Raw genomic sequence first — 20,317 nt, 5'->3', positions numbered from 1 at the left:
CAGGTTGTTGCACCATAGCAACTAATCTCGGTTTGCCGATCATCGATCGCGCGAGATAGCGTCTTCCGCCTACGTATTTGCCGTATGGCAACGATACTGAAGAACATGGGTGCCAAGGTGACAAGCACGCGCGTGGTCGACAGAAGCGTCGGCGAACAGGACCTTCGCCAGTTGCTCGCGGGACTCACAGCGGTGCGTGACGGCGATTTCGGCACGAGGCTACCCGGAGACACCGATGGCCTGCTCGGCGAGATCGCGACAGTCTTCAACGGCATGGTTGACCAACTTGCCCTGTTCACCTCGGAAGTAACCCGCGTGGCCCGCGAGGTGGGCACCGAAGGACGTCTCGGCGGCCAGGCTCAGGTCCCGGGTGTGTCGGGAACCTGGAAGGACCTGACCGAGTCGGTGAACGCCATGGCGGGAAACCTCACCGGCCAGGTGCGCTCCATCGCCGAGGTCACCACCGCGGTCGCCAAGGGCGACCTGTCGCAGAAGATCACGGTCGACGCGCGCGGCGAGATCCTGGAGCTGAAGAACACCGTCAACACGATGGTAGACCAGCTGTCCTCCTTCGCCGCGGAGGTCACCCGCGTGGCCCGCGAGGTCGGCACCGAGGGCCAGCTGGGCGGCCAGGCCGACGTGAAGGGCGTGGCCGGCACCTGGCGCGACCTGACCGACTCGGTGAACTACATGGCCGGCAACCTCACCGACCAGGTGCGCAACATCTCCCAGGTGGCCACCGCGGTGGCGCGTGGCGACCTGTCGCAGAAGATCACCGTCAGCGCGCGCGGCGAGATCCTGGAGCTCAAGAACACCCTGAACACGATGGTCGACCAGCTGTCGTCGTTCGCCGACGAGGTCACCCGCGTCGCCCGCGAGGTCGGCACCGACGGCCGCCTGGGCGGCCAAGCCGACGTCAAGGGCGTCTCCGGCACCTGGAAGGACCTCACCGAGTCGGTCAACGTCATGGCCGACAACCTGACCGCCCAGGTGCGCTCCATCGCCGAGGTCACCACCGCGGTCGCCAAGGGCGACCTGACCCAGAAGATCCGCGTCGACGCGCGCGGCGAGATCCTGGAGCTGAAGGAGACCATCAACACGATGGTCGACCAGCTGTCCGCCTTCGCCGACGAGGTCACCCGAGTCGCCCGCGAGGTCGGCACCGAGGGCCAGCTCGGCGGCCAGGCGACCGTGCGCGGCGTGTCGGGCACCTGGAAGGACCTCACCGACAACGTCAACTTCATGGCCTCGAATCTGACCGGCCAGGTGCGCTCCATCGCCCAGGTGGCCACCGCGGTCGCCAAGGGCGACCTGTCGCAGAAGATCACCGTCGAGGCCAAGGGCGAGGTCGCGGCGCTCGCCCAGACCATCAACACGATGGTCGACACGCTGAGCGCCTTCGCCGACGAGGTCACCCGAGTCGCCCGCGAGGTCGGCACCGAAGGTCAGCTCGGCGGCCAGGCCCGGGTCAAGAACGTGGCCGGGACCTGGAAGGACCTCACCGACAACGTCAACTCGATGGCCGACAACCTGACCAACCAGGTGCGCTCCATCGCCCAGGTCACCACCGCCGTGGCGCGCGGCGACCTGACCCGCAAGATCGACGTCGTCGCCCGGGGCGAGATCCTGGAGCTGAAGGAGACCATCAACACGATGGTCGACCAGCTCTCCTCCTTCGCCGCGGAGGTCACCCGCGTGGCCCGCGAGGTCGGCAGCGAGGGCAGGCTGGGCGGCCAGGCCGAGGTCGAGGGCGTCTCGGGCACCTGGAAGCGGCTGACGGAGAACGTCAACGAGCTGGCCGGCAACCTCACCCGCCAGGTGCGGGCCATCGCCGAGGTGACCAGCGCGGTGACCTCGGGCGACCTGACCCGCTCCATCACCGTCGACGCCTCCGGCGAGGTCGCCGAGCTCAAGGACAACATCAACTCGATGGTGAAGTCGCTGCGCGAGACCACCAGGGCCAACCAGGAGCAGGACTGGCTCAAGACCAACCTGGCGCGCATGTCCGGCCTCATGCAGGGACACCGCGACCTGGAGACGGTGGCCGAGCTCGTCATGAACGAGCTGGCCCCGCTGGTGCGCGCGCAGTACGGCGCCTTCTTCCTGGCCGAGGACGACGAGCTGCGCCTGGTCGGCGCCTACGGCTACCCCGGCGAGCCGTCGCGGCGCTTCAAGCTCGGCCAGTCGCTGGTGGGCCAGGCCGCCCGCGCCAAGCGCACCATCGCGGTCGACGAGGTGCCGCCCGGCTACGTGACGGTCTCGTCGGCGCTGGGCCAGGCCGCCCCGGCCTCGCTGATCGTGCTGCCGATCGTCGCCGAGGAGCAGGTGCTCGGCGTCATCGAGCTGGCCGCGGTCCACGCCTTCACCCAGGTGCACCGCACCTTCCTCGACCAGCTGATGGAGACCATCGGCGTCAACGTCAACACCATCATCGCCAACGCCCGCACCGACGAGCTGCTGGCCGAGTCGCAGCGCCTGGCCTCCGAGCTGCAGGCCCGCTCGGAGGAGCTGCAGAGCCAGCAGGAGGAGCTGCAGCGCTCCAACGACGAGCTGGAGGAGAAGGCCGAGCTGCTGGCGGCGCAGAACCGCGACATCGAGACCAAGAACCTCGAGATCGAGCAGGCCAGGCAGGAGCTGGAGGAGCGGGCGCGGCAGCTGGCGCTGGCCTCCAAGTACAAGAGCGAGTTCCTGGCCAACATGAGCCACGAGCTGCGCACCCCCCTCAACTCGCTGCTCATCCTGGCCCAGCTGCTGGCGCAGAACCACACCCGCAACCTGACGCCCAAGCAGGTGGAGTACGCCAGCATCATCCACTCGGCCGGCAGCGACCTGCTGCAGCTCATCAACGACATCCTCGACCTGTCGAAGGTCGAGGCGGGCAAGATGGACGTCAACCCCGAGCGGGTGCCGCTGCGGGCCCTGCTCGACTACGTCGAGGCCACCTTCCGGCCGATGACCACGCAGAAGAGCCTCGACTTCCTCATCACCTCCGCACCGGGGCTGCCGCTCGACCTCGTCACCGACGACGCCCGGCTGCGCCAGGTGCTGCGCAACCTGCTGTCGAACGCGGTCAAGTTCACCGAGACCGGCAGCGTGGAGTTGCGCATCGAGCCCGCCCAGCAGCAGGAGCTGCCGACGTGGGTGCGCCCGCACGGCGCGGCGATCGCCTTCCGCGTCGTCGACACCGGCATCGGCATCCCCGAGCAGCAGCTCGACGCCATCTTCGGCGCCTTCCAGCAGGCCGACGGCACCACCAGCCGCCGCTACGGCGGCACCGGCCTGGGCCTGTCGATCAGCCGCGAGCTGGCCTACCTGCTCGGCGGCGCCATCACCGCCGAGAGCACCCTCGACGGCGGCAGCACCTTCACCCTCTACCTGCCGATCGCCCGGCCCGACTTCGAGGACGCGCCCCAGCAGGAGCAGGCCGCCGAGGAGCAGGAGGAGCAGCCCTCGCCGCGCCACACGTCCTCGCGCCGGCTGCTGGTGGTCGAGGAGCGGCCGCGCGGCCTGCTGTCGCTGGTGGCCGAGAGCGTCGTGGGCGATCTGCTGCGGCGCGACCTGGGCGACACCATCGAGGTCGTCACCGCCGCGGGCCCGCAGGAGGCCGCGGCCACGCTGGCGGCCAAGGCCTGCCACTGCATCGTGCTCGACCTCGACATGCCGGGGCGGGCGGCCTACGGGTTCCTGGAGGCGATCAGCGGCGATCCGGCGCTGAACGCGGTGCCCGTGCTGGCGTACAACAACTGGCGCATGGACCCGCAGCACGAGGAGAGCCTGCGCGGGATCAGCGCCGGCCAGCCCCTGGAGCTGCTGGTCAGCCTCGACGAGCTGCGCGAGCGCATCACCCTCCACCTGACGGCCGAGCAGCCGCAGGACGTGCTGCCGCTGGTCAGGCCCGAGCACGTGAGCGAGCCTGCCCAGTGGACGGCCGGGGAGGGCCTGGCCGGGCGCACGGTGCTGGTCGTCGACGATGACGCGCGCAACCTGTTCGCGCTGACCAGCATCCTGGAGGTGCACGGCATGCAGGTGCTGCACGCCGAGGACGGTCGCAAGGGCATCGACGCGCTGGTGGCCCATCCCGAGGTCGACATCGTGCTGATGGACGTGATGATGCCGGAGATGGACGGCTACACCGCCACGGCCACGATCAGGGCGATGCCGCAGTACGTCGAGCTGCCGATCATCGCGGTGACGGCCAAGGCGATGCCGGGTGACCAGGAGAAGGCGCTGGCGTCGGGGGCGAGTGACTACGTGACGAAACCGGTGGACTCCGACCATCTCATCCAGCGCATCCAGCTGTGGATCAACGCGTGAGCGCGAGCGACGGGCTGGGCCGCCTGGCCGGCATCATCGAGCGGTTGCGCAGGCAGGTCCACGAGGCGGAGGAGGAGGCCGACGGGCGGGCGCTGATCGCGCTGGCGCGAGGCATCCTCGTCGAGCGGCTGGGCTGCGGGCCCACGGAGGCGGCGGGGCAGCTGGCCGCGCTGGCGTCGCGGGCGGGCGTCTCGGAGCTGGAGCTGGCCGCCGACCTGATCAACCAGGCGGCGCACGACCGGCTCGCCGAGGCCGCGGGCGACCTCGTGGCGCAAGCCGTACGGCAGGGCGGCAGGCACGACGCTGGCCATGCAGGCGGGCACGACGGCGGGCATGCGGACGAGAACGCGGACGGGCACGCGGGCAGGTATGCGGACGGGCTCGTCGGCGGGTGGGTGGCCAACGGCGACTTCCCGCATGCGAGCCTTCTGGAGGTGTCGGCCAACAGCGACACGCTCCCTCTGCCGCGCATCGCCGCGCCCGGGGTCGTCAGCTCCGCCGTACGGCTGCGCACCGCCGAGCATCGCATGGCGCACGCCGCCGACACCCAGGCCGTGGCCACCTCGCTGCTGGAGCACGCGCTCACCCCGCTCGGCGCGACCGCGGTGGCCGTGTGGGCGGTGGGCCCCGACGCCTCGCTGCGGCTGGCCGCCTATGCCGGGTTCAGTGCCGAGGAGGCCAGGCGCTGGCACTACGTGCCGCCCGGGGTGGTCACCCCGGCGCGCCGCGCGCTGACCGAGCGGGCCACGCTGTCGATCCCGAGCCTGGCCGACTCGAACCTGCCGTCGATCGGGCGCGAGCTGGGCGGTGGCCGGGTGACGGTGCCCGCGGGCATGGTCGGCCGCCTGGTGGGCGTGCTGGAGGTCGGGTGGCCGCAGCCGCTGGAGCCGCAGCCCGCGGCCGTCAGGCGGCAGCTGGAGGCGCTGGCCGAGCTGTGCGCGCGCACGATGGAGCCGTCAGAGGGCACGTGCGCGGGCTCCGACGCGCACGCCGAGCTCATCGACATGGCCGACGGGCTGCACGATCCCGCGCTGCTGCTGGAGCCGCACCTGGGCCCCGACGGCGTGCCGGTCGACTTCCGCATCGTGCACGCCAACCCGGAGTTCGCCGACCCCGCAGGGCGCCCGCGCGGGGAGGTCTCCGGCGCGCTGCTGCTGGAGACGTACCCGATGGCGGCGGGCGCGGGCGGCCTGTTCGAGAAGGTCGCCCACGTGTATTCGACGGGCGAGCCGTTCCGCGCCGAGCGGCTGCCCCTGACGACGCTGGTCGACGAGGTGCCGCTGACGACGCCGATCCGGCTGAGCCTGGTCCGCCAGCGGGACCGGGTGCTGCTGATCTGGCGGGTGCTCGACGAGACGACGCGCCTGGCCAGCCTGCTCCAGCACGCCCAGCGCCTGGGCCGGGTGGGGGCGTTCGAGCAGGACGCGCTGACCGGCGACGTGGTCTGGAACGCCCAGCTGTTCGACCTGTACGGGCTGACCCCGCCCGCCTCGCCGGTGCCGATCGAGCGGCTGGCCGAGCACGCCCACCCCGACGACGCCGACGCCGTGGGGCGGTTCCTGCAGACGCTGCTCAACCACCGGCGGCCCGCCTCCTGCGCGTTCCGGCTGCGGCGCGCCGACGGGATCGCCCGCCACATCAGGGTGGTGGCCGAGCCGGTCTTCGACGACCACGATCTGCTGCTCACGGTGCGCGGCGCCTACCAGGACATCTCCGCCCAGCACTGGACCGAGGTGGCGCTGGCGGTCACGCGTGACCAGCTGGCCCAGACCGAGCAGCAGGCGGCCGAGCGCGACAAGCTGACCCTGCAGCTGCAGCACGCGATCATGCCGCCGAGCCGTCCCACGCTCGACGCCTTCGACCTGCAGATCGGCGTCAGGTACCGGCCGGCGGAGGCCGGGGCGATGGTCGGCGGCGACTGGTACGACACGGTCGTGCTGCCGTCGAAGAAGATCCTTTTCTCGGTGGGCGACGTGGCCGGTCACGGCATCGAGGCGGCGACCGGCATGGTGGTGCTGCGCAACGCGCTGCGCGGCCTGGCCGTCACCGGGGCGGGGCCGGGCCAGCTGATGGCGTGGCTGAACCTGGTGGCGCACCAGATGATCGAGAACCTGACGGCGACGGCCGTGTGCGCGCTGTACGACCCGCACACCAGGGTCCTGCGCTGGGCGCGGGCCGGTCACCTGCCGCCGATCCTGGTGCGCGACGACGTGGCGACGGAGCTGCCGCTCATCGGCGGCATCCTGCTCGGCGCGGTCAGCGAGGCGGAGTACGAAGAGGGCGTGGCGGAGCTGCGGCGCGAGGACACGCTGCTGATGTACACCGACGGCCTGATCGAGCGCACCGACCGCACGCTGGCCTTCACGCAGGAGCAGTTGCTGCGCTCGGCCAGCCGCAGCCACGTCACGCTGGGCGAGCGGCTCGACTACCTGCTGGCCCACAACCGTTCGGACACCGACGACGACACCTGCCTGATCGGGGTGCGGCTGAACTAGTTGAGCTGCCAGATCGCCAGGTTGAGCGCGCCGGCGTAGGTGACCCACAGCAGGTACGGCACCAGCAGCAGGGCCGCGCTTCGCCGGATGCGCCAGAACAGGGCGAGGTTGACCGCGATCGTGATCCACAGCAGCACGATCTCGGCGAAGGCCAGGCCGTACTGGCCCGCGGCGAAGAACAGCGGGGTCCAGGCGGCGTTCAGGACCAGCTGCACGGCGTAGACGGTCATGGCGGGCGTCCACCCGCGCGCCGACCAGGCGAGCCAGCCGGCGATCGCGATCAGGACGTACAGGACGGTCCAGGCGGGGCCGAACAGCCACTGCGGCGGCGCCCACGCGGGCCGCTCCAGCGCCAGGTACTCCTGGCCGGCGTTGATCGAGGCGAGCGAGCCCACCACGGCGACCAGCGCCACCGCGACGACGAACACCGGCAGCACCGCCCAGCGGCGGTGGGAGTGTGTGATGACCATGTTCTCTGCGCTGCCCTTCCTGGATCGCGGGTAACTCACAGCGGCATCGGGTAGCCGCGGACGCCGGTGGGTTCGTGGACGGCCGGCGCGGGCAGTCCGGCCAGCTCGGGGACGTAGCGGCGCACGTAGTCGCCCTCGGGGTCGAAGCGGCGGGCCTGGCGCAGGTAGTTGAAGCTGCGGTTGGGCCGGGTGTCGTTGCCGGTGCCGGCGATCCACTGCCAGTTGCCCGAGTTGTTGGCCACGTCGGCGTCGAGGAGGAGCTCGAAGAAGTGGGCCGCGCCCTCGCGCCAGTCGATCTTCAGCTCCTTGACCAGGTAGGCGGCGGTGATCATGCGGGCCCGGTTGTGCATGAAGCCCTCGGCGGCCAGCTGCCGCATGCCCGCGTCGACGATCGGGACGCCGGTGAGCCCGTCCTTCCAGGCCCGCAGGGCGCCGGCGTCGGCGCGCCAGGTGTGCCCGCGCGGGCGGTAGTCGCGGCGGGGCAGCTCGGGGAAGGCGAAGGTGACCTGGTGGTGGAAGTCGCGCCAGCACAGCTGGCGGGTGAAGGCCTCCAGGTCGCACCGGACGGCGGTCTCCAGCGGTGACAGGCAGCCGAAGTGCAGGTAGGGGCTGAGGCGTGAGGTGCGTGCGCCCGCCAGGTCGTCGTGGCCGTCCTCGTAGTCGTGCAGGCCCTCCTTGATCCAGGCGTCGAGCCGGGCGCGCGCGGCCTGCTCGCCGCCGCTCATGATCCCGTACGGCTCGGCGTCCGGGATGTCGCCCGGCGCCAGGCCCTCCGGCACGCTCACCCGTTTCGGCGGCTTGGCCACGGCCCGGCGCGGCGCCTGGCTCCAGGCGCGCCAGTAGGGCGTGAAGACCTTGTAGTGATCGCCGCCTCCCGACGGCTGGAGCAGGTCGGGAGGGACGACCGTGACCCCGGGGAATCGCCGCAGCGCGACCCGCTCGTCTGCCAGGCGCCGCTGGCGTGAGCGGGCCAGGGCGCTGACGTCGGCGCTGACGTGGACGGCCGTGGCCCCGGTCTCGCGGGCCAGGCGCATCGTCTCGGCGACGGTCTCGCCCTGGCGGACGAACAGCTCTCCCCCGCGCTCGCGCAGGCTCTCGCGCAGGTCACGCAGGCACTCGCCGAGAAAGGCGGCGCGCCGGCCCGCCGGCACGGAGGGGTCGAGCACGAACAGCGGCACGACCCGGCTCGCGCGCTCGCACGCGGCGGCCAGCGCGGGGTGGTCGTGAACGCGCAGGTCACGGTTGAACAGCACAATGACGGTGTCCATCACCGGGGTATTCGTATCAGAACCCCGGGTGGTTGCATCGTCACGGTGAGTCGAAGGCCAGGGTGGGCAGGTCCACGGCGGTCGCGCCGCCGTCGGCCACGATCACCGAGCCGGTCATGACGGCGCTGTCGTCGCTCGCCAGGAACAGGCAGATGGGGGCGATCTCCTCGGCGGTGGCGGGGCGGCCGAGCGGGACGTCCTTGGTGACCAGGGCGTAGGCCTCCTCGCGGGTGAGGCCGGCGAGCTGGTCCATCTCCTCGTCGGCCATCGGGGTGCGCACCCAGCCGGGGCACAGGCAGTTGGCGCGCACGCCGTGGCGGCCGTAGTCGCGGGCGATGGAGCGGGTCAGGCCGACCAGCGCGTGCTTGGTGGTGACATATCCGGAGATGGCGGGGGCGGCGGCCAGCCCCGCGATGGACGACACGACCACGATGGATCCGCCCTGCCGCATGAGCGCGGGCAGCGTCTCGCGGCAGGTGACGAAGCAGGTGTTGAGGTTGGCGTCGAGCGCCAGCCGCCACGACTCGTCGCTGGTGTCGGCGACCGCCTCGGCGCCATGCCCGCCCGCGTTGGCCACGACCACGTCGAGCCGGCCGAACCGGTCGAGCCCGGCCAGGACGGCGGCGCGGGCCTGGGCGGGGTCGGCCATGTCGGCCGGGGTCGCCAGGGCCGCGTCAGGACCGATGCGCGCGGCCACCTCCTCCAGGGGCTGCTCGCGCCGTCCCGCGAGCACCACCCGCGCGCCCTCGGCGGCGAAACGTTCCGCGGTGGCCGCCCCGATGCCCGTGCCCGCGCCCGTGATCAGGGCGACCTTGCCCGCTAACCGCATAGTGCCTCCACCCGGCGCATCACCTCGCGGCAGAACGCGCCCACTCGGTCCGGATCGTCGATGAACTGCGAGGGTTTGACGCAGAAGGTGCTGTAGCCCTGGGCCATGCGCTCGGGGAGGTGCTCGAGGGCGGGGCCGAGCGGCGCGCACGAAGAGGCGTCGGGGAACCTCGCGCGGGTGCCGCCGACGAGCTCGAGGTCGAGCCCGGCCAGCCGCGAGAGGTCGGGCGGGTACCCGAGGGGATTGAAGCCGCTCCCCCACCTGGTCAGCCTCCTGACGAGCCGGTCGGTCACCCGCGCGCCGCCGAACCAGAGCACGGGCCCGTCCGGCCGGTGCGCCTTGGGCTCGAAGTAGACCTCGTCGAAGCGGTAGTGCCTGCCGTGGTAGCTGACCGGCGACTCGCGCCACAGCAGCTCCCAGATCTCCAGGTGCTCCTCCAGCAGGGCGCCGCGCTCCTCGAACGGCACGCCGAGCGCCGCGTACTCGTCGCGGCTCCAGCTGACCGTCGGCAGCACGATGAGCCGTCCCCGCGAGAGCAGGTCGAGCGTGCTCAGCTCGCGGGCGAGCACGAGCGGGTGCCGCAGCGGTGCCAGCACCGCCGCGGCGGCCAGGCGCAACGACGTGGTGACCGAGGAGATCGCCGCCAGCAGGGTCAGCGAGTGCGGCCACGGCGTGAACGGGTCCTGGTTGCCGGGCAGGGCGTATTCGCGGGGGTTGGCCATGCGCCCGAGCGCGCCCGCGTCGGGCCCGAGCACCACGTGCTCGCTGACCATGACCGAGTCGAACCCGGCGTCCTCCGCCTCGCGCGCCCAGCGCACCAGCGCGGGCAGGTCGCGGCCCGCGGTCATGGTCCAGTTCTCCGACAACACCAGCTGCATGCGCGGCGTCAACGTCTCTCCCGGCGATCGTTCGGGACCGAATATAATGACGCTTCATGACCGGCCACCACACCATGCGCCAGACGGAAGAGGCGATCGGCGAGCGCCTCGGCTCGCTGAACCTCGACTTCGAGGCCATGTGGGCGGTGTCGAACATCTACCGCGCCTCCGCCGCCATCCGCAACCACCTGGAGCAGACGGTCCTGCGCGACACCGGCCTGACCTGGACGGGGTTCGTGGTCATGTGGGTGGTGTGGATCTGGGGCGAGAGCGAGACCCGGCACGTCGCGGCCGAGGCGGGCATCTCCAAGGGCACGCTCACCGGAGTGATCAAGACGCTGGAGTCCTACCGGCATCTGCGCCGCTCCCCGCACCCGACCGACAGGCGCCGCGTCATGGTCGCGCTGACCGCGACGGGCGAGCGGCTGATGCGCGAGCTGTTCCCCGACTTCAACCGGCAGGAGGCCTTCGTCGTCAAGGAGCTGACGGGCGAGCAGCGGCGGGAGCTGGCCGGCTCGCTGCGCCTGGTCCTGCAGCACCTGGAGCGCGCCTGACCGGCAGCTCGGCGATGCCGTGGATGAAGTTGGAGCGCACCCTGCGCACCGGGCCCGCGGGCGCCAGGTCGGGCAGGCGCGGCAGCAGCTCCTCGAACAGCACGCGCAGCTCCAGCTTGGCCAGGCTGGCGCCCAGGCAGTAGTGGGGTCCGCCCTTGCCGAAGGTCAGGTGGTCGTTGTCGGCGCGGGTGACGTCGAAGCGGTACGGCTCGGCGAAGACCCGCTCGTCGCGGTTGCCGGAGGCGAACCACATGACCACCTTGTCCCCGGCGCGGATGCGCTTGCCGTGCATCTCCACGTCGCGGGTGGCGGTGCGCCGGAAGTGGTAGACCGGGGAGGCCCAGCGCAGGCACTCCTCCACGCCGGTGCCGGGATGCTCCAGGAACAGCTCGCGCTGCTCGGGGTGCTCCATCAGCGCCACCATGCTGTGCGAGATGGCGTGGCGGGTGGTCTCGTTGCCGGCCACGACGAGCAGCAGGAAGTAGTTGTCGAAGTCGCGGCCGTCGAGCTCGCGGGCCAGCTTGCTGACCAGGTCGGTGCCGTCGCCGCCGCGGCGCTGGGCGGCCAGGCGCCTGCCGTACTCGAAGACCTCCTGCGCGGCCGGGCTGCGGAAGGGCAGGTCGCGGTAGGCCTCGTTGCTCGCCAGCTTCTGCGGGTCGGTGTTCTCGATGATCGCGTTGCCCCAGTCGATCAGCTGCTGGGTGTCGGGCACGTCGAGCATGCGGGCCAGCACGTTGATCGGGAAGTCCGCGGCGACCGCCTCGACGAAGTCGAACGACGGCTCCTTCAGCCGGTCGAGGGTGAGGCCGACCAGGCCGCGCAGGAACGTCTCGTAGCCCGCGACGGCGCGTGCGGTGAAGTCGCGGATCAGCAGGCGGCGCAGCTCGCGGTGGCGCGGGCCGTCGGTCTCCAGCATGGAGCGCCGCCGGGCGGCCTGCTGCTCGTCCACCTCCTCCAGGTTCGTGAACTTGTCGGAGGTGAAGGTGACCGGGTCCGCGCTGACCCTGACGATGTCGGCGTGCCTGGTCAGCGACCAGAAGCCGCGCCCGTGCGCGCCCTCGTCCTGCCAGTGCAGGGGGTCGTGGGCGCGCAGCTCGTCGAAGGCGCGCCATGGGGTGACCCCGTCGAGGAAGTTGCCGGGATCCGACAGGTCACAGATGGTAGGCGTACTCACGGAGCTCCCAATCGGTCACGTGCCGGGAGAAGCGCTCGGCCTCGTCGCGCTTGTAGGACAGGAAGGCGGCGGTGAACTCCTTGCCCAGCACCTCGGCCAGCTCGGCGTCGGCCTCGAAGGCGTCGAGCGCGGCCGGGAGCGTCATCGGCAGCGTCGGCGAGCGCTCCGGGTCGTAGCCGTAGCCCTCCAGCGGCTCCGGCGGCTCGGCCTTGTCGCGGATGCCCAGGTAGACGGCGGCCAGCAGGGCGGCGATGCCGAGGTAGGGGTTGGCGGAGGCGTCGCCGAGGCGCACCTCCAGCCGGGCGGCGTCGCCGCGCTCCGGCGGGATGCGGATCATCGCGCTGCGGTTGTCGAGGCCCCAGTCGTTCAGCCACGGCGCCAGGGTGTCGGGGCCGAACCGCTTGTAGGAGTTGATCGTCGGGTTGAGCAGCGCCGCCAGCGCGGGCGCGTGGGCGATCACGCCGCCGATCGCGTGCCGCGCCGTCCGGCTCAGCCCGTACGGCGAGGCGGGGTCGTCGAAGACGTTGCGGCCTTCGTCGTCGAGGCACGACAGGTGCACGTGGAAGCCGGAGCCGCCCTCGTCGTTGAAGGGCCTGGCCATGAAGGTGGCGTTCAGCCCGTCGCGCCTGGCCAGTTCCTTGACGGCGCTCTTGAGGCGGAAGGCGCGGTCGGCGGCGTCGAGGGCCTCGGAGTGGGTGAGGTTGATCTCGAACTGACCGGGTGAGAACTCGTGGCAGCCCATCGTCACGCCGAGCCACTTCAGGGCGCGCATCGTCGCGATCAGGTGGCCGCCCTGGTCGCCCTTGTTGCCGACGACGTAGACGTTGCCCGGCCCGCCGTCGTAGCGGGTGCCGTCGGGGTTGATCAGGAAGTATTCGAGTTCCGGCCCGGCGACGGCGGTGAGGCCGAGCTCTCCCAGGCGGGCGACGGCGCCGCGCAGCACCTGGCGCGGGTCCTCGGGGAAGGGGCGGCCGTCGGGCCAGTAGGCGTCGGCCAGGCAGTGCGCCACGCCCTCCTGCCACGGCAGGACGGCCAGGGTGGCGAGGTCGGGCTTGACGACGATGTCCGGCAGGCCTCGGTCCAGCCCGCCAGGCACCGGCACGACGTCGGCCTGCGGCGAGGTGTAGTAGACCGCCTGGCAGAAGGTCAGGCCGTGCTCGGGGAGGCGGTCGAGGAAGACGTCCTTGCCACGCTCGACACCGATCAGGTCGGAGTAGCAGATCCGCACGATGTCGACGCCCGCCTGCCGTAATCGCTCGACGGTCACCTGAGCTCCTCTCGTTTGGGCGCAAACAATACGCCGGGAGTTCAGGGCCGACAAGACGGTCACGGCCATTGCGGCAGCGACTCCGGCAGGTCCTTGGAGACGGCCATCGGGAAGTCGGCGGGCCGCTTGTCGAGGAAGGCGGTGACGCCCTCGGCGGCGTCGGGCGCCCGGCCGAGCACGTGCATGAGCGCCGAGTCGGCCTCGTGCGCCTGCCAGGGCGACGACCACGACAGGCCCGCCCACATCAGCCGCCTGATCGTCGCCACCGAGACGCCCGAGGTGTTGTCGGCGATCTCGCGGGCCAGCTCGTAGGCGGCGGGGAGCAGCTCGGCGTCGGGCACGACGCGGGAGACGAGCCTGCCGCGCAGCGCCTCGTCCGCGCCGAACACCCTGCCGGTCGCGGCCCACTCCATCGCCTGCGAGATGCCCACCAGGCGGGGCAGGAACCAGCTGGAGGCGGCCTCGGTGACGATGCCGCGGCGGGCGAACACGAAGCCGAAGCGGGCGCTCTCCCCCGCCAGGCGCACGTCCATCGGGAGCGTCATGGTGACGCCGACGCCGACGGCGGGGCCGTTGATCGCGGCGATGACCGGCTTGAGAGAGGCGGCGATGCGCAGGGCGACCATGCCGCCGCCGTCGCGCTGCGGCTCGCTCCTGGCCGAGGAGAAGGTGCCGCCACCGCCGCCCAGGTCGGCTCCGGCGCAGAAGCCGCGGCCCTTGCCGGTGACCACCACGGCGCGCACGTCGTCGTCGGCGTCGGCCTGGTCGAAGGCGGCGATGAGCTCGTCACGCATCTGCAGGGTGAAGGCGTTGAGGCGGCTCTCGCGGCTCAGCGTGATCGTGGCGATCCGGTCGGCCACCGCGTACTCGATCTCGTCCATGCGCCAGAACTATATTCGGCCATGGCCGCCGTCAAGCGGCCCGGGCCTTGACGCTAGCGTCTGGCGCATGCTGGCAACCCACCGTCTGCGCGTCCTGCTGGAGGTCCACCGCGCCGGGAGCATCGCGGGCGCGGCGCGCGAGCTGCGGCTGTCGCCCTCGGCCGTCTCCCACCAGCTGGCCCGGCTGGAGCAGGAGACCGGCGTGGGCCTGGTCGAGCGGGGCGCGCAGAGCCTGCGGCTGACCACCGCGGGGCGGCGGCTGGCCGGCCGCGCCCAGGAGGTGCTCGACCTGCTGCGGGCGGCGGAGAAGGATCTCCTCGCGCAGGCCAGGGCCGACTCCGGGCAGCTGAGCATCGGCTTCTTCGCCTCGGCCGGGTATCGCCTGCTGCCCACCGCCCTGGGGCGCTTCGCCGGCCGCCATCCGGGCGTCGAGCTCGACCTGGAGGAGGGGCAGCCGCACGAGCTGCTGCCCGCGCTGGAGCGCGGCGACATCGACCTGCTCGTGGTGTTCGAGCACCCGCTGGATCCGTGGCAGGCGCCGGTCGGGGTCGAGGTGGTGCCGCTGTTCGACGAGCCGCAGCTCGTGGTGCTTCCCCCCGGCCACCCGGCGGCCCGGCGGGACCGGCTGCGGCTGGCGGACCTGGCCGCCGAACCCTGGATCACCACCTACGGGACCGGGACGCCTGTGTTGTCGGTGCTGGAACGCGCGGCCGCCCTGGAGGGGTTCACGCCGCGCATCAGGTGCCGCAGCGACCACTACGAGGTGACGATCGGGCTGGTGCGAGCGGGGCTCGGCGTCGCGCTGGTGCCCGGCCTCGGGGTTCAGGGGGCCACGGGCGTCGAGTTGAGGCCGGTCCGCGGGGAACGGCTGCACCGGCGGATCGGGGTGGCGGTGCGGCCCACGAACCCCAATCCCGCCGTGCGCGCCTTCATCGCCTGCTTGCGCGAGGCCGTGATCACGGGGGTCGCGGGGGCTACGGCAGGAGCGGCCGGGCGATGAGGTGTCCTGCCTGCCGTACGGCCCGCACGAGGTCGTGCTCGCGCCCGGCCGGTCCGTGGGCGATCACGGCGTAGGCGACGGTCGCGTCATGGCCGATCATGACGCCCGCGTCGGCGCGGGTGCCGGTGTCGGTGCCCGTCTTGTTGGCCACCCAGACCGTGCCAGGACGCCGGCGCGCGGGGCGCTCGCGCGACTCGGGGTCGTGCGGCACCAGGGCGGGGGCCAGGCTCCTGTCGGTGTTGGCGGCCATCCACGAGAGCATCAGCCGGGCCCATCCCTCCTCGCGGGTGACCAGGGCGGCCAGGCGGGCCAGCTCGGCGGCGGTGCCCAGGGCGAAGGCGGGCGGGTGCTCGGGGAGGCGCGGCTCGCGGACGCGGTCGAGCAGGCGGGTCGCCGGCAGGCCGAGGGCGCGGGCGCCCGCGTTGACCTCGTCGAGGCCGACGCGGCGGAGCAGGGCGTTGGTGGCGGTGTTGTCGCTGACCGCGGCGGTGAGCAGCGCCAGGTCGGCGACGCTCCACGAGGCCTGGGACAGGGCGGTGAGCAGGCCGGAGCCGGAGCAGCGCTCGCCGGGGAGCACTTCGACGATCTCGGCGGGGTCGAGGGCGCCGGAGTCGATGCGGCGGGCGGTCTCGGCGAGCAGGAGCAGCTTGCCCACGCTGGCCAGGGGCAGCTCGGTGTCGGCGTGCACGCCCAGGCGGGCGTCGCCGTCCGGGCCGGTCACGGCGACGGCCAGGGTGCCGGGGCAGCGGGCGGCCAGGCCGGCGATCTCGTCACTACGGACGGTCATGCGCGCAGCGGCCTTCCCGGACGTGCCCCGGTGACGGCGCCGCCGGAGACCACGATCTCGCCCGCCACCACGACCAGCTCGACCCCGTCGGGCGGCAGCAGCGGCGAGCCGTACCCGGCGCGGTCTGCCACCCTCGCAGGGTCGAACACCACGAGGTCGGCGTGGGCCCCGTCGCGCACGACGCCGCGCCCCCGGAGCCCGAAGCGGGCGGCGGCCAGTCCCGTCATCCTGCGCACCGCCTCCTCCAGCGACAACACCCGCAGCTCACGAGAGTAGTGCCCGAGCACGCGGGCGAACGTGCCGGCCCATCGCGGGTGCGGTCGGCCGGGCCTGGGCACCCCGTCCGACCCGATCATCGTGTGCTCCCAGGACAGCACCCGCCGCACGTCGTCCTCGCGCATGGAGTGGCTGATGATCGTGACCTCTCCCCCGGCCAGCAGGTCGGCCACCACGTCGAGCGGGTCCTGGGCGCTGGCGTGGGCCAGGTCGGCGATGCGGCTGCCCTCGACGGCCGGCAGGTGGGGCGCGCAGGCGACCGAGACGCGGTCCCAGCCGCCGTTGCCGACCGTGTTCTCCCATCCCGGCACGCCCGCGGCGATGGCGGCGCGCATGCGCTCGCGCTGGGCGGGGTCGGCCAGCCGGGCCTGGAGCGCCGCGAAGCCGCCCTCGCCTGCCCACGGCGGCAGCATGGCCGACAGGGAGGTGCTGCCCGCGGTGTAGGGGTAGACGTCGCAGGTGACGTCCATGCCGTCCGCGCGCAGCTCGGCCATGCGGGCCAGGGTGCGCGCGGTGCGTCCCCAGGCGTGGCGTCCCGCGCTCTTGTGGTGGGAGACGTGCAGGGCCGCGCCGCTGCGGCGGGCGATCTCGACGGCCTCCTCCAGCGCCTCCTCGACGCCTGCCATCTCGTCACGCAGGTGGGTGACGTACGGCTTGCCGTACCGTGCAGCGATCTCGGCCAGGGCGGTCACCTCGCCGGTGCCCGCGTAGGTGCCGGGGGTGTAGATGAGGCCTGTCGACAGGCCCGTGGCCCCGGCGCGCAGGTCGGCGTCGAGGATGGCGCGCATGCGGTCGAGCTCGCCGGCCGTGGCGGGGCGGTCGGCGAGGCCGACGACGGCGGCGCGCAGGGTGCCGTGGCCGGACAGGGAGGCGAGGTGGTTGGCGCGCGGCGCCTCGGCGTGGGCCTTCGCGAAGGCCTCGAAGTCCGGGAAACGCGGCGTGGGGAAGAGGCTGCTGCCGCAGTTGCCGCAGATCTCGACCGTGACGCCCTGTCGTACCGCGGCGTGGGCGAGCCTGTCGTCCGGCGGTTCGAGCAGGGCGACGTCGTCGGAGTGGGTGTGCACGTCGATGAAGCCGGGCGCGACCACCAGGCCGGTCACGTCGCGGGTGACGGCCGCCGGGGCGGGCTCGCCGGGCGGCAGCACGGTGAGCCTGCCGCGGGCGGCGCCGACGTCGGCCGCGCGCAGCGGCGTCCCGGTCCCGTCGGCGAGCAGTGCGCCGCGCAGCAGCAGGTCGAAGGTCACGGCGACAGCACCGGTTCGAGGAAGGTCAGGGTGCCCGTGCCGGTGTCGAGGCGGGCGCGCACGCCGATCGGGTAGGTCTGCTGCGCGATGCCGTGCCCGATGTCGGCGCCGGCGAGCACCGGCACGCCCAGGTCGCTGAGCCGGTCGACGAGCAGGCGCTCGACCTCGCGCGGCTCGCCGCAGTCGGTGAAGGTGCCCAGCAGGATCGCCGCGACCCCGTCGGTGTAGGTGGAGCGCCGCAACTGGGTGATGATCCGGTCCAGGCGGAACAGCTTCTCGTCGACGTCCTCCAGGAACAGGATGCCGCCGCGCGCCGGCAGGCTCGTGTCGGTGCCGATGGAGGCGGCCAGCAGGGTGGCGGTGCCGCCGAGGGTGACGCCCTCGGCCACGCCCGGCACGATGGCGCGCGCGTCGAGGAAGGTCAGCCCGCCGACCTCGGCGGGGGTGAACAGCAGGGTCATGAGGGTGTCGAAGTCGAAGCGCCCCGGCCCCTGGTGGAAGCCGTTGCAGGCGACCATGGGGCCGAACAGCGACACCCAGCCGAGCTTGACGGCGATCGCCTCCAGCAGCGCGGTCACGTCGGAGTAGCCCACCACGACCTTGGGGCGGGCCGGGTCGATCCTGCCCCAGTCGAGCAGCTCCAGGGTGCGCTGCATGCCGTACCCCCCGCAGGCCAGGAAGAGCCCGGCGTAGGTGGGGTCGGCCAGGGCGTGGGTCAGGTCGGCGGCGCGCAGCCGGTCGTCGCCCGCCAGGTAGTCGTAGTCGACGCCCAGCTCGCGGGCGGAGGCGAACACGTCGGGCTTGAGCCCGACCTGCTCCATCGCGCGCAGTCCTGCCTCGAGGTTGGCCTGGTCGGCCGGGCTGCTGCCGCTCACCACCGCCACCCGGTCACCGGGACGGAGCGCACGCGGACGTCGAAAGCCTGTCATGCCCTGATGATGACGAGTCCCGATCTTCCACCCCAAGCGATGTGCATGCTTATGTGCCTGAGCACGCAAATCTTCGCCGCTCGGCCGAAAAACTTTCGACGCGTGATCGGCGGTTCTGGCAGGGTGTGCGCCGTGTTCGAGACTGCCGAGGTGTTGCGGGTCCTGGCCCTTCTGCGTGCCGCGGGCTGCCAGGTGTGGGTGGGCGGAGGCTGGGGCGTCGACGCCCTGCTGGGCCGCGTGACGCGCGACCACGGTGACCTCGACCTCATGCACCGCTCCGAGCAGGAGCCCGTCGTGATGGAGACGCTCGGCCGCATCGGCTATCGCGAGGTCTTCGACATCGTGCCTGGACGCCCGGCGCGCTTCGTGATGCGCGGCGAGGCCGGCCACGAGATCGACCTGCACCCGCTGACCTTCCAGGCCGACGGCTCGGCCCTGCAGCCCGCCGACGACGCGGGCGGCACCTTCCGCTACCCGGCTGACTGCTTCGTGGAGGGCGCGGTCCACGGCGCCCGCGTGCCGTGCCTGTCGGCGGCCCAGCAGCGGCACTTCCACTCCGGCTACGAGCCGCGCGAGCGCGACCTGCTCGACATGGCGGCGCTGCGCGCGGTCTACGGCGATTCCTGACACTTGCGGAACCGGGCAAGTCATCCTCCGCTACCGTAAGGCGGCATGAAACTGGTCACGGCATCCCTGGCGGCCCTCCTGCTCACCGGATGCGGCGGAGTGGCCGCGGCGCCCCGGCCCGCCACCCCGCTGACCAGCACCACCCCGATTCCCGTGCCCGAATCCTCGCCGGTCGCGCCCGCGGCGGACGTGCGCATCCCCACCGACCCCGGCAAGCTGGCCGCCGCGCTGAAGCAGACCACGCCGCGCCTGCACGCCGCCCTCGACGCGTGGGACAAGAGCTCCGAGCCCTCGCAGGAGCTGCAACTGCTCGCCCTGCACCAGCAGCGCGCCTACCGGACCATGGCACGCAGCTCGAAGCTGGCCACGGCGACCATCGCCAAGCTGCCCAAGGCGCTGCGGGCCGAGGCGCGCGACAGCGTCACCGCCGTCTCCAAGCTGCTGTCGATGGCCCATCCCATCACCGCCGCGCAGCGCAGGAAGCTCAAGTTCGTCGACCCGCTGCCCGCCAAGCGGCTGCGCGACCACATGGTCGCCGCCGAGAAGCGGTTCGGCGTCGACTGGCAGGTGCTGGCGGCGATCATCCTGGTGGAGACGAAGTTCGGCCGCATCACCTCCTCCAGCTCCACCGGGGCGCAGGGGCCGATGCAGTTCATGCCGGGCACGTGGAAGGCGTACGGCATGGGCGGCGACGTGCACGACGCCCGCGACGCCATCATGGCCGCGGCCAACTACCTCAAGGCCACCGGGGCGCCGCGCAACTACCGCAAGGCGATCTGGCACTACAACCACGACGACCGCTACGTCGACGCGGTCCTCGCACACGCCGCCGCCATCCAGCGCGACCCGGAGGTCTACTACGCCTACTACAACTGGCAGGTGTTCGTGCTGTCGTCCAAGGGCGACGTGCGCATGACCGGCCCGGGAAAGTAGGACGGCACTCCTGGCGGGCCGCTACGCTCAAGATCTGTGACCGTGCCCGCTGACCTGCCCGCTGACCTGCTCGCTTCCCTCAGGGGCGACGCCGCGCCCGTCGACCACAACGCGCGCAGCATCGCCGCGCTGGCCGCCAACCCCGGCTGCGACCGGCGCGCGGTGCTCGACGCCGCCGGCGTCGACAAGGACCGCACGGCCGCGCGGCTGGGCTTCCCCGCCCGCTTCGGGCAGTCGACGTTCACCATCACCCGGGCCAGGGCCTTCGAGGCGCAGGTGAAGGCCGACGACGCGGCCGAGCTGGCGCGGCTGGTGGGCGAGCGCCTCGGGCTCGGCCCCGTCACGGCACGCTACGCGGACCTGCGCGGCGCCGACACCGCCACGCGCGCGG

General features: G+C 72.5%; 16 protein-coding genes and 1 pseudogene. 7 read left to right on the top strand and 10 right to left on the bottom strand.

Going from position 1 to position 20,317, the window contains the following annotated elements; translation table 11 throughout:
• Positions 1-84: 84 nt before the first annotated feature.
• Together ACIBH1_RS24890 and ACIBH1_RS24885 are read left to right on the top strand one after the other, a co-directional pair.
• Positions 85-4,314 carry a HAMP domain-containing protein gene (locus ACIBH1_RS24890; protein WP_397316291.1) on the top strand — a complete coding sequence of 1,410 codons (4,230 nt, stop codon included), beginning with the start codon at positions 85-87 and terminating at the stop codon, positions 4,312-4,314.
• On the top strand, positions 4,311-6,809 hold the full coding sequence (locus ACIBH1_RS24885) for a SpoIIE family protein phosphatase (RefSeq protein ID WP_397316290.1): 2,499 nt from the start codon (positions 4,311-4,313) through the stop codon (positions 6,807-6,809). Before ACIBH1_RS24890 ends, ACIBH1_RS24885 begins: the two co-directional genes overlap by 4 nt.
• Here ACIBH1_RS24885 and ACIBH1_RS24880 read toward each other — a convergent pair.
• From ACIBH1_RS24880 to ACIBH1_RS24865, 4 genes are read right to left on the bottom strand one after another with little or no spacing between them, the layout of a single operon-like run.
• Positions 6,806-7,279 (bottom strand): TspO/MBR family protein, encoded by a 474-nt coding sequence (locus ACIBH1_RS24880; RefSeq protein ID WP_397316289.1) that lies wholly within the window; start codon positions 7,277-7,279, stop codon positions 6,806-6,808. The genes ACIBH1_RS24885 and ACIBH1_RS24880 overlap by 4 nt on opposite strands.
• 35 nt (positions 7,280-7,314) lie before the next feature.
• Positions 7,315-8,547, bottom strand: a complete 1,233-nt coding sequence (locus ACIBH1_RS24875; RefSeq protein WP_397316288.1) for a cryptochrome/photolyase family protein — start codon at positions 8,545-8,547, stop codon at positions 7,315-7,317.
• A 40-nt stretch (positions 8,548-8,587) separates the two neighbouring features.
• Complete coding sequence (locus ACIBH1_RS24870) at positions 8,588-9,376, bottom strand: SDR family NAD(P)-dependent oxidoreductase (protein ID WP_397316287.1); 789 nt, start codon at positions 9,374-9,376, stop codon at positions 8,588-8,590.
• Positions 9,367-10,266 (bottom strand): LLM class flavin-dependent oxidoreductase, encoded by a 900-nt coding sequence (locus ACIBH1_RS24865; RefSeq protein ID WP_397316286.1) that lies wholly within the window; start codon positions 10,264-10,266, stop codon positions 9,367-9,369. Before ACIBH1_RS24865 ends, ACIBH1_RS24870 begins: the two co-directional genes overlap by 10 nt.
• A 44-nt stretch (positions 10,267-10,310) precedes the next feature.
• Between ACIBH1_RS24865 and ACIBH1_RS24860 the strand changes: the two genes are divergently transcribed.
• Positions 10,311-10,808, top strand: coding sequence for a MarR family winged helix-turn-helix transcriptional regulator (locus ACIBH1_RS24860; RefSeq protein ID WP_397316285.1), 498 nt, complete (start codon positions 10,311-10,313; stop codon positions 10,806-10,808).
• On the opposite strand, the gene ACIBH1_RS24855 is transcribed toward ACIBH1_RS24860, so the two are convergent.
• From ACIBH1_RS24855 to ACIBH1_RS24845, 3 genes are read right to left on the bottom strand one after another with little or no spacing between them, the layout of a single operon-like run.
• Entirely contained in the window at positions 10,729-11,982 is a 1,254-nt protein-coding gene (locus ACIBH1_RS24855) for a cytochrome P450 (protein WP_397316284.1), read from the bottom strand. The genes ACIBH1_RS24860 and ACIBH1_RS24855 overlap by 80 nt on opposite strands.
• Complete coding sequence (locus tag ACIBH1_RS24850; RefSeq protein WP_397316283.1) at positions 11,960-13,249, bottom strand: glutamine synthetase family protein; 1,290 nt, start codon at positions 13,247-13,249, stop codon at positions 11,960-11,962. Before ACIBH1_RS24850 ends, ACIBH1_RS24855 begins: the two co-directional genes overlap by 23 nt.
• 59 nt (positions 13,250-13,308) lie before the next feature.
• A complete protein-coding gene (locus ACIBH1_RS24845; protein WP_397316282.1) occupies positions 13,309-14,130 on the bottom strand; it encodes an enoyl-CoA hydratase-related protein in 822 nt (273 codons plus the stop codon).
• Between the two features lie 67 nt (positions 14,131-14,197).
• Here ACIBH1_RS24845 and ACIBH1_RS24840 point away from each other — a divergent pair, with 67 nt between their 5' ends.
• Positions 14,198-15,130, top strand: coding sequence for a LysR family transcriptional regulator (locus ACIBH1_RS24840; RefSeq protein WP_397316281.1), 933 nt, complete (start codon positions 14,198-14,200; stop codon positions 15,128-15,130).
• Here ACIBH1_RS24840 and ACIBH1_RS24835 read toward each other — a convergent pair.
• The 3 genes from ACIBH1_RS24835 to ACIBH1_RS24825 are packed head-to-tail and all read right to left on the bottom strand — an operon-like array spanning position 15,105 to position 18,366.
• Positions 15,105-15,917 carry a serine hydrolase gene (locus ACIBH1_RS24835; RefSeq protein WP_397316280.1) on the bottom strand — a complete coding sequence of 271 codons (813 nt, stop codon included), beginning with the start codon at positions 15,915-15,917 and terminating at the stop codon, positions 15,105-15,107. The genes ACIBH1_RS24840 and ACIBH1_RS24835 overlap by 26 nt on opposite strands.
• Entirely contained in the window at positions 15,914-17,437 is a 1,524-nt protein-coding gene (locus ACIBH1_RS24830; RefSeq protein WP_397316279.1) for an amidohydrolase family protein, read from the bottom strand. Before ACIBH1_RS24830 ends, ACIBH1_RS24835 begins: the two co-directional genes overlap by 4 nt.
• Complete coding sequence (locus tag ACIBH1_RS24825) at positions 17,434-18,366, bottom strand: LD-carboxypeptidase (protein ID WP_397316278.1); 933 nt, start codon at positions 18,364-18,366, stop codon at positions 17,434-17,436. The genes ACIBH1_RS24830 and ACIBH1_RS24825 overlap by 4 nt, the downstream gene beginning before the upstream one ends.
• 132 nt (positions 18,367-18,498) lie before the next feature.
• Between ACIBH1_RS24825 and ACIBH1_RS24820 the strand changes: the two genes are divergently transcribed.
• The 3 genes and pseudogenes from ACIBH1_RS24820 to ACIBH1_RS24810 form a co-directional block, all read left to right on the top strand.
• Complete coding sequence (locus tag ACIBH1_RS24820; protein ID WP_397316277.1) at positions 18,499-18,993, top strand: nucleotidyltransferase domain-containing protein; 495 nt, start codon at positions 18,499-18,501, stop codon at positions 18,991-18,993.
• Between the two features lie 45 nt (positions 18,994-19,038).
• On the top strand, positions 19,039-19,926 hold the full coding sequence (locus ACIBH1_RS24815) for a lytic murein transglycosylase (RefSeq protein WP_397316276.1): 888 nt from the start codon (positions 19,039-19,041) through the stop codon (positions 19,924-19,926).
• 36 nt (positions 19,927-19,962) lie between these two features.
• A pseudogene (locus ACIBH1_RS24810) lies at positions 19,963-20,317 on the top strand (hypothetical protein); the annotation flags it as partial.

Origin of the sequence: Nonomuraea sp. NPDC050663 (genome assembly GCF_044456985.1) — a bacterium.
GTDB lineage: Bacteria > Actinomycetota > Actinomycetes > Streptosporangiales > Streptosporangiaceae > Nonomuraea.
The sequence above is the reverse complement of the archived record's forward strand: the minus strand, read 5'-3'. Positions and strand labels throughout refer to the sequence as shown.